Raw genomic sequence first — 8,730 nt, 5'->3', positions numbered from 1 at the left:
TCCAATTCATGAGGTGCTGTGGGCGGAAATGGTTCCGCCCTTTAAAAGCGCTATCCCCTATTGAATCAAAGATTACAATAGGGGTATTCTCGGAAATTATGCTAAATTGCCCCAAATCGCAGCTTCACTACTTTAGGGGCAACAAGTAGCTACTTGGAGGCTGTAGCACGAAGTTTTGTTGCGGTCTCGACCATGTTGATGAGCGAAGGCTTCACTTCCGACCATTGGCGAGTCTTGAGGCCACAATCCGGGTTAACCCAGAGGTTCTTACGGGGAATCACGGCTTCCGCTTTTGACATGAGGTTACTCATTTCATTGGTGGGGGGCACCCGTGGCGAGTGGATGTCATACACCCCTGGGCCGATCTCATTTGGATACTTGAAGTCCACGAAGGCATCAAGCAGCTCCATATTTGAGCGCGAGGTCTCAATAGTAATGACGTCGGCGTCCATGGCTGCGATGAATTCGATGATGTCGTTGAACTCGGAGTAGCACATATGAGTGTGAATTTGGGTATCATCCTTCACACCGCAGGCACTGAGGTGAAAACCCTTCACCGCCCAGTCGAGATAGTGATCCCACTCGCTATGGCGTAATGGCAAGCCTTCGCGGAAAGCAGGTTCATCGATCTGGATGGCAGCGATGCCAGCAGTTTCCAAGTCCACCACTTCATCGCGAATAGCCAGGGCGATCTGATGGGTGGTGACGGAGCGTGGCTGGTCGTCGCGCACGAAGCTCCACTGGAGGATCGTAACCGGACCGGTGAGCATCCCCTTCATCGGTCGATCGGTTAGGGTTTGAGCATACTTAGACCAGTAGACAGTCATGGGCTTGGAGCGGCTGACATCGCCAAACACGATCGGTGGCTTCACATAGCGAGTACCAAAGCTCTGCACCCAGCCGTTGCTTGTAAAGGCAAAGCCTTCGAGATTTTCGCCAAAGTATTCCACCATGTCATTGCGCTCGAACTCGCCGTGAACAGGCATATCAATGCCGATCTCGTCTTGAAAAGCAACGCATTTAGCAATTTCTTCCTTAATGAACTGGTCGTAGTCTGCATCACTTAGGGTTCCTTTCTTCCACTGGGCGCGTGCATGACGCACTTCTTTGGTCTGCGGGAACGAGCCGATGGTCGTGGTTGGGAAATCTGGCAAACTGAGTTTAGCCCGCTGCTTGGATTGGCGTTCGGCAAAGGCAGAGGCGCGGTCGAAATCGCTAGGCTTAACTTCAGCAAGGCGCTTTTTCACGGCATCATTATGGATGCGCTTGCTGGACTTTCGGGAAGCAGCGGCGGCACGGTTAGCTTCAAGAGCTTCCACACTTCCGACTTCATCAAGAAGTTGCCGGAGTTCACTGACTTCTGTGAGTTTCTCGTCGGAAAAAGCCAGCCAGCTTTTCAGCTCTTCATCAAGCTTTCGTTCGTTTTGCAGGGTTACAGGCGAATGCACAAGTGAGCAGCTAGGTGCGACCCAGAGCCGATCCGCGCCAACAGCGGCCTTGGCCTTCTTCAAAACTTCTAGTGAGGCATCGTAATCATTCTTCCAAATATTGCGGCCTTCGACGATTCCTGCGGAGAGAATTTTGTTCTTCGGGAAGGTTGCCAGAACAGTGTCGATGTCCTCTGAACCCCGCACAAAATCGAAGTGTAAGGCGTCAACCGGCAACGCAAGGTAGTCGTCAAGATTATCTCTTACGCCACCGAAATATGTGGTGACGAGCAGCTTTGCCGAACCTTTGGCCTTGGAGAGGCGATCGTATGCTGCCTTCAAAGCATCGCGCTGTAGAGCGCTAAGATCGGTGGAAATAATCGGCTCATCGAGCTGTATCCATTCCGCTCCTGCGGCTGCAAGCTTGCCGATAATCTCTTCATAGACGGAGACAAGGTTATCGAGAAGGGTCAACGGATCGAAGTCTGGGTTGCTAGAATCCTGTACCTTGCCTAGGGAGAGGTAAGTCACGGGGCCGACTAGCACTGGCTTCGCGTTAATCCCCAGTGCCTTAGCTTCCGCGAACTCATCAAAGACTTTGGTGCCGCTTAGGGAAAACGTTGTGTTCGCCCGAAACTCAGGCACGATGAAGTGGTAATTCGTATCGAACCACTTTGTCATTTCGCTGGCGAAAGTGGAAATCTTGTTTGCTTGGCAGTCCTTCTCGTCTTCAACCAAAGAAGCGCCGCCCTCGGTACCACGAGCGATGGTAAAAACGGTGTTGATATCCGTCTGCCCACCTTGCCACTCGAAACGCGACGGCACATTGCCAAGCAGGCAGCTCATGTCTAGCACTTGGTCGTAAAAGGAGAAGTCGTTGACCGGGATCAGATTGATTCCGGCTGCCTGTTGCTTCTTCCAGTTTATTTCGCGCAAGTTCTTGCCAGTGGCTATCAGCTCAGACAGAGGCAGCTCGCCTTTCCAATATGCTTCCGTAGCCTTTTTTAATTCACGCTTGGCTCCGATGCGAGGGTACCCCAGGGAATGTGTTTTGATAGTTGTCTTATGGCTGTTACTCATAGAACTTGTCTCCGATGTAAGAGTATTCCAGCAAATTTCTTTTGCTGTTTTCCTTGTTGTCTATTGGACATTAATCTTACTATATCTATCAGACTTGACCTTGACAAGGGAATACAAATGATGTTTATTCATGGAGTAATGAGCAAAATTCATGGAAAACTGAGCAATGACATTTCTCGAACGCAGCCACCTTGATATTATCCGCGCGGTTGACTTGCATGGGAGTATGACCGCAGCCGCAAATGCGCTACACCTGACACAATCGGCGTTGAGCCACAGTATGCGTAAGCTGGAAGATCGGGTAGGGGTAAAGCTTTGGCATAGGGAAGGACGTAGCCTTCGCCTCACTTCGGCAGGAAACTATTTGCTGACCACAGCCAACCGCCTGATTCCCCAGTTCGTCCACGCAGAAGAACAATTAGCACAGTTCGCTCGTGGTGAGCGGGGAACATTACGAATTGGTATGGAGTGCCACCCATGCTACCAGTGGCTGCAGAAGATCGTCACTCCCTACTTGCGCGCCTGGCCGTTGGTGGATTTTGAGGTCAAACAGAAGTTTCAATTTGGCGGCATCGGTGCGCTCTTCGCATACGAGATTGACCTGCTGGTGACACCCGATCCGCTGCGAAAAAAATCACTACATTTTGAGCCGGTATTTGATTATGAGCAGGTTTTGGTGGTCTCTTCGGAGCACCCACTTGGAGAGAAGGATAACGTCATCCCCCAGCAGCTCGGCGAGGAAGTGCTTTTCACCTATCCGGTTTCTCAGGATCGCCTAGATATCTACACCTACTTCCTCGCTCCAGCGGGCATGACGGTGAGAAAACAGAAAGTGGTCGAGAGTACGGACATAATGCTTCAAATGGTTGCCTGCGGACGCGGAGTGGCGGCTCTACCACGCTGGCTGGTCGAGGAATTCTCTGAAAAATATCCCGTGCGTGCAGTGCGACTAGGTGCCAGTGGCGTCCAAAAGCAAATCTTCTTGGGTGTCCGTCGCACCGATCTTGAAGTTGATTATCTCAATGCTTTTATGGAGCTGGCTCGCAACTACAGTGAGCATTCTTGAATCACCTGAGTTCGGGATAAGGAAAGGAGGATGTAGTAAGCTGAAAGTTACCAAACATCAGAACCATCCTCCGCAATGACTACTAGCTTAACCTCAGTTCGGGATAAGCTTTAACCCTGTTAACCCGAACTCACGTTAATTATGGTTTAAATAACCAATTTATCAATATCTCAGTTCTGACAGATTCTTGGAAGTTGTTCATCTTGCCCAGCACTAACTCCTGGCTGGAATTCATCCCAAGTCTTACGTACTTGCTCGTAGCATTGAGGTGGTGTCATGGGTAGGTTTTTCAAGTAAAAGAACATCGCCCGATCGAAAGACTCCAGCAACAACACAACCTCTGTGGTTGGAGAATAATTATCGACAACTTCCAAGATGTGACCAATCATAAAGTCATGGGGCAAAATTGCAGTGTCAGGAGCCGCTAACCAGGCATTCAGGAACGGCGCAAGGCGAGAACGTCCGACAAAATGGGTTTTGAATGATTCTCCGCTAACCCCCAATGCTGGAGAATTTGTGCTACAAACAATCGCACCGCGCTTCTGACTGAGATGACCAACCCAAGCATTATAGCCAATGACCAGCAAATTACTGGCAATAAAATCTTGATGCCAATTCGATCCATCGCTTGTTTGACTCATTAGAGACCTCTATTTTGAAAGCAAATCCAGTTGGAATTTAGGCTAAAGGAGCTATGTCGATGCCTAGTAATGATCGAGAAAACAGGACTTACGCATTACCGCTATATCTGTAGGGGCGATTCGCGAATCGCCCCTACATTTAGGGTTGGATTTGGCAATTTGCGTAAGTCCCGATCAAGAAAAATTAGAGGTCGCCTGGATTTAAGGGCGACCCCATTCCCGATCGCTCTTACGCACTAAAATATCTAGCGACAGGATGATAGACGACAAAAGCAGTGGTCGATTGCTCTGGATAAAGCTGTTCGCTCTCATCGATCAATAACCCAATACGATCGCATCCCAATAATTGCAACTGTGGCACTTGATCCATCACCGTCGGACAAGCTGGATAGCCAAAACTATACCGAGAACCCTGATACCTTTGGGCTAATACATCGCGAATGTTATCTGGCTCTAAATCTCCATAGCCTAATTCCCGCCGAATCCTGGCATGACTCCATTCTGCCAAGGCTTCCGCCAACTGGACTGCCATCCCGTGGAAGTACAGATAATCCGTGTACTTGTTGTCTTTATAGAGTTCCTGTGCTTTCTCGGTGGCAATTTCTCCCATAGTGACTGCCTGCATAGGCAAGACATCAAATTGATTCTGTTCGAGGGGGCGGATGAAATCAGCAATGCACAGCCGACGCCCGGATTTCTGACGGGGGAATGTCCAAGTGACGAACGGGGTTGCTGTTTTCGGTGTTAACCCCTGCTCGATAACACTAGGCTCGTAAACATGAACAGAATTGCCGATCGCTGCACAGGGGAAATAACCATAAACTAGAGTGGGTTCCAACCATTTTTCTGTGCGAATTTTTTCCTTCCATTCTTCCAATATCGGATGAACCTTTGATGCCAGGAACCAATCATATTCCTCGCGAGATTGACCTTTCGGTTTACGGAATTGCCATTGACCAGCAAACAGTGCCTGCAAATCCATGTACCAGAACAGTTCTTCTAAATCTAGATCGCCACTCTGAAGAATTTTCGTCCCCCAGAAAGGCGGCGCAGGACGTTCGATATCAATCGCCACATCTTCCGAGCGTTTGGTATCAATGACAGTGGGTTCATCGGATTTCTTCCCATCGCCATTGAGTTCTCCATCGGATTTGGACCCATCACCATTGAGTTCTCGATCTGAATCTTCAATCGCCTTGCGTCCCTTTTGGTTAAACTGAGCGAATTCCCCTGTAAAGCCTTCGGTATCCACCCAGGAATGCTGTTCTTTGGCGGGCATCAGTCGATCCATAAAGGTCAAATCGGCAAAAGCATCTTTACCGTAAATCACCTGCCCGTTGTAAGTATCTTGACAATCTCCATACACAAACTTTGGTGTTAGTGCTGCACCGCCTAAAATCACTGGAACTGTAATACCTTTAGCATTAAATGCTGCCAGATTTTCTTTCATAAATGCTGTAGACTTCACCAGCAAGCCACTCATGGCAATACAATCAGGCTGATGCTGCTCATAAGCTTCGACGATTGCCTCAATGGCTTGTTTAATGCCCAGATTGACCACCTTGTAGCCATTATTGGTCAAGATGATATCCACCAGATTCTTCCCGATATCATGGACATCGCCTTTAACGGTAGCAATCAGGAATTTACCTTTACCGCGATCTTCGTCCTCGCCTTCGATTTTTTCCATGTAGGGTTCGAGGAAAGCAACGGCAGATTTCATGGTTTCGGCTGACTGCAAGACGAAGGGCAATTGCATTTGACCAGAGCCAAACAGTTCCCCCACAACCTTCATCCCATCCAACAAGAAAGTATTGATAATTTCCAGTGCTTTATGACCTGCATCTAAACCTGCCTTTAACGCATCATCTAATCCAATCCGCTCGCCATCAATAATATGTTGCTTCAAGCGTTCGTCGATGGGCAAATCTGCTAAGGAAGCACTCGATCTAGCATCTTTTGCACTCACCCCCGCAAAAATTTCCGTCAGCTTCGTCAATGGATCGTAGGTGCAAATATCGCCTTCAAATTTGCGCTTGTCATAAATCAAATCGCGACATATCTGTTGATGTTCTTCGTCAATCTTCGATAACGGCAAAATCTTGGCAGCAGAGACAATCGAACCATCCATCCCAGCTTTCATCGCTTCATTCAGGAAGACAGAATTTAAGGTGATGCGAGTAGCTGGACTCAAGCCAAAAGAAATATTAGAGACCCCCAGCATAAAGTGAACGCCGGGCAGATTTTCCCGAATCAGTCGAATTGATTCGATGGTTGCTTTGGCATTTTCCCGATCCTCCTCAATCCCAGTTGAAATCGGTAGGGCTAAGGTATCATAGAAAATTTCATGGGGTGGAATCCCAAACTTGAGCGCATCCTCATAAGCGCGTTGGGCAATCTCGAATTTTTTCTTGGCGGTTCGAGCCATTCCCTCTTCATCAATACAGCCGATGACAACTCCTGCACCATATTCCTTCGCCAATTCCAACACTTTAAAAAATCGCTCTTCTCCATCTTCATAGTTGGTGGAATTGAGCAAACATTTACCCCCAGCGACCTTGAGACCTGCTTCCATTTTTGTCCACTCGGTGGAGTCGAGCATCAGTGGGAGGGTCGTATTAGTCACGAGTCGCGATACCAGTTCTCGCATATCCCGTTCTCCATCACGCCCGACGTAATCCACGTTTACGTCCAGCATATGCGCCCCTTCTTTGACCTGGGATTTAGCGATCGCCAATAACCCATCCCAATCATCTTCATTCAACAGCTTGCGGACTTTCTTAGAACCACTGGCATTTAATCGCTCGCCAACGATTAAAAAAGAATTATCCTGCTCGTAGGTTTGGGCGGAATAAATGGAAGCTGCTGCTGGCGTATAGGAGAGTGACTCTCGAATCTCCCCTACAGTATTTTTTCGCACCGAACGCTCTTTTAGTGGGGTGTGTTCCACAGCCTCGGCTAAAGCTTGAATATGTGCTGGGCGCGTACCGCAGCAACCACCGACAATCTGAACTCCATGTTCGGCAATGAACCCTGTCATGGCAGTTGTATATTCTTCGGGGGTCATTTTATAAACTGCCTGACCGCCAATATTTTCTGGTAGTCCCGCATTGGGAATACAGGAAATGGGGAAAGGTGAATTTTCTGACAGATACTTAATATGAGAAGTCATCAAATTGGGACCCGTCGCACAATTTAGCCCCAAAATATCAATGGGGAAGGGTTCCAGAATTGCCAGTACCCCAGAGATATCGGTTCCCACCAACATGGTTCCCTGGATTTCCATGGTCACGGACACCATTAAGGGGATTCGCGAACCTTTTTTGGCAAATACCGCCTCAAACGCACTCAATGCTGCCTTAATTTGCAGAACATCTTGACAGGTTTCGACGATGAAAAGATCGGCTCCCCCGTCATAGAGACCTTCTGCTTGCACCATGAAGCTCGATCTCAATTCATCATAGGTAATATGACCGAGGGTGGGTAGCTTAGTTCCTGGACCGATGGAACCTGCGACAAATCTTGGTTTTTCGGGAGTGGTAAACTCATCCGCACAACTGCGAGCCAATTCTGCTGCCTTTCTACTTAGCTCGTAGGCGCGATCGGCTAGATCGTACTCTGCAAGGACTAAGGGGCTAGAGCCAAAGCTATCAGTCTCGACAACATCCGCCCCCGCTGCAAGAAAATCACGATGGACCTTGGCCACTGCCTCTGGCTTGGTGATGACTAAATATTCATTACAACCTTCATATTCCGCTCCACCAAAGTCCTCGGCGGTCAAGTTTTGGGATTGGATGTTAGTTCCCATTGCGCCATCAAAGATGATCACTGGACGCTCTGGACTCTGGAGCCGTTGGAGAAATGAAGTCTTTAACTGAGGTTTCGGAGTTTCAGTACTTAGCATAAGCGTAATGGTTATAGTTGGCCTTGGACTTCTCCTGCAACCTTTTTCTTTTTAACCCCAAAGCAATTCATCTTGGAAGGTTGAGGAGGATAATCATGTATAAGAATGATAATCATTCTCATGATTAAGATAACATAAAAATCCTTTTTATTTATTTACAATTGTGTGGGGTTAGGGCCATCACCATAAACGGCTTTTGGATCAAATATTTTCTCGGTTTCAGTAAAAGTTAACTGTAGTGGTTGCTGGGAAGAAACAGTTAAGTTGTGTAAGTCCCAATAACCGGATTCTATATGACTCCTAAATTAATACTACATTTTGTCGTGCGTAATGTAGGTTATAGGAGTCGGTAATGTAGAAAGTTTACCCGGAAATGCTACCTATACTCTTTATAATCCTAATACTAATGAAGTTTCTTTTAGAACTGTGACGTACTCCCCGCACTAAAGCGACAGGGATTCTAAATATTGCTATTTAGACTTCCTCTTTCATCGAGTCGGCTTACTCGTTTGAGTTTCCTCATTCAAGCAGAGGCCAGTCTCTCCAGAGGTGTTATATCAAATCCGGTAGCATCGGAGTAATTAAACCTGAATTTTCGGCCACCAATGGTAC

4 protein-coding genes are annotated in these 8,730 nt (G+C 47.8%); 1 reads left to right on the top strand and 3 read right to left on the bottom strand.

Annotation, left to right across the window (positions count from 1 at the left end):
* Positions 1–149: 149 nt before the first annotated feature.
* Positions 150–2,507, bottom strand: a complete 2,358-nt coding sequence (gene metE / locus D5R40_RS27740; protein WP_124146759.1) for a 5-methyltetrahydropteroyltriglutamate--homocysteine S-methyltransferase — start codon at positions 2,505–2,507, stop codon at positions 150–152.
* A 166-nt stretch (positions 2,508–2,673) separates the two neighbouring features.
* On the opposite strand from metE, the gene D5R40_RS27735 reads away from it, so the two are divergent.
* Positions 2,674–3,573 (top strand): LysR family transcriptional regulator, encoded by a 900-nt coding sequence (locus D5R40_RS27735; RefSeq protein ID WP_124146758.1) that lies wholly within the window; start codon positions 2,674–2,676, stop codon positions 3,571–3,573.
* A gap of 170 nt (positions 3,574–3,743) precedes the next feature.
* Here D5R40_RS27735 and D5R40_RS27730 read toward each other — a convergent pair whose 3' ends face one another.
* Both D5R40_RS27730 and metH read right to left on the bottom strand, forming a co-directional pair.
* The gene (locus D5R40_RS27730) at positions 3,744–4,214 is read right to left on the bottom strand and encodes a hypothetical protein (protein WP_124146757.1); all 471 of its coding nucleotides are present in this window, start codon (positions 4,212–4,214) and stop codon (positions 3,744–3,746) included.
* A 229-nt stretch (positions 4,215–4,443) separates the two neighbouring features.
* Positions 4,444–8,118 (bottom strand): methionine synthase, encoded by a 3,675-nt coding sequence (gene metH / locus D5R40_RS27725; RefSeq protein ID WP_124155514.1) that lies wholly within the window; start codon positions 8,116–8,118, stop codon positions 4,444–4,446.
* Between the last annotated feature and the right edge of the window lie 612 nt (positions 8,119–8,730).

The organism is Okeania hirsuta, from assembly GCF_003838195.1.
GTDB lineage: Bacteria > Cyanobacteriota > Cyanobacteriia > Cyanobacteriales > Microcoleaceae > Okeania > Okeania hirsuta.
The sequence above is the reverse complement of the archived record's forward strand: the minus strand, read 5'-3'. Positions and strand labels throughout refer to the sequence as shown.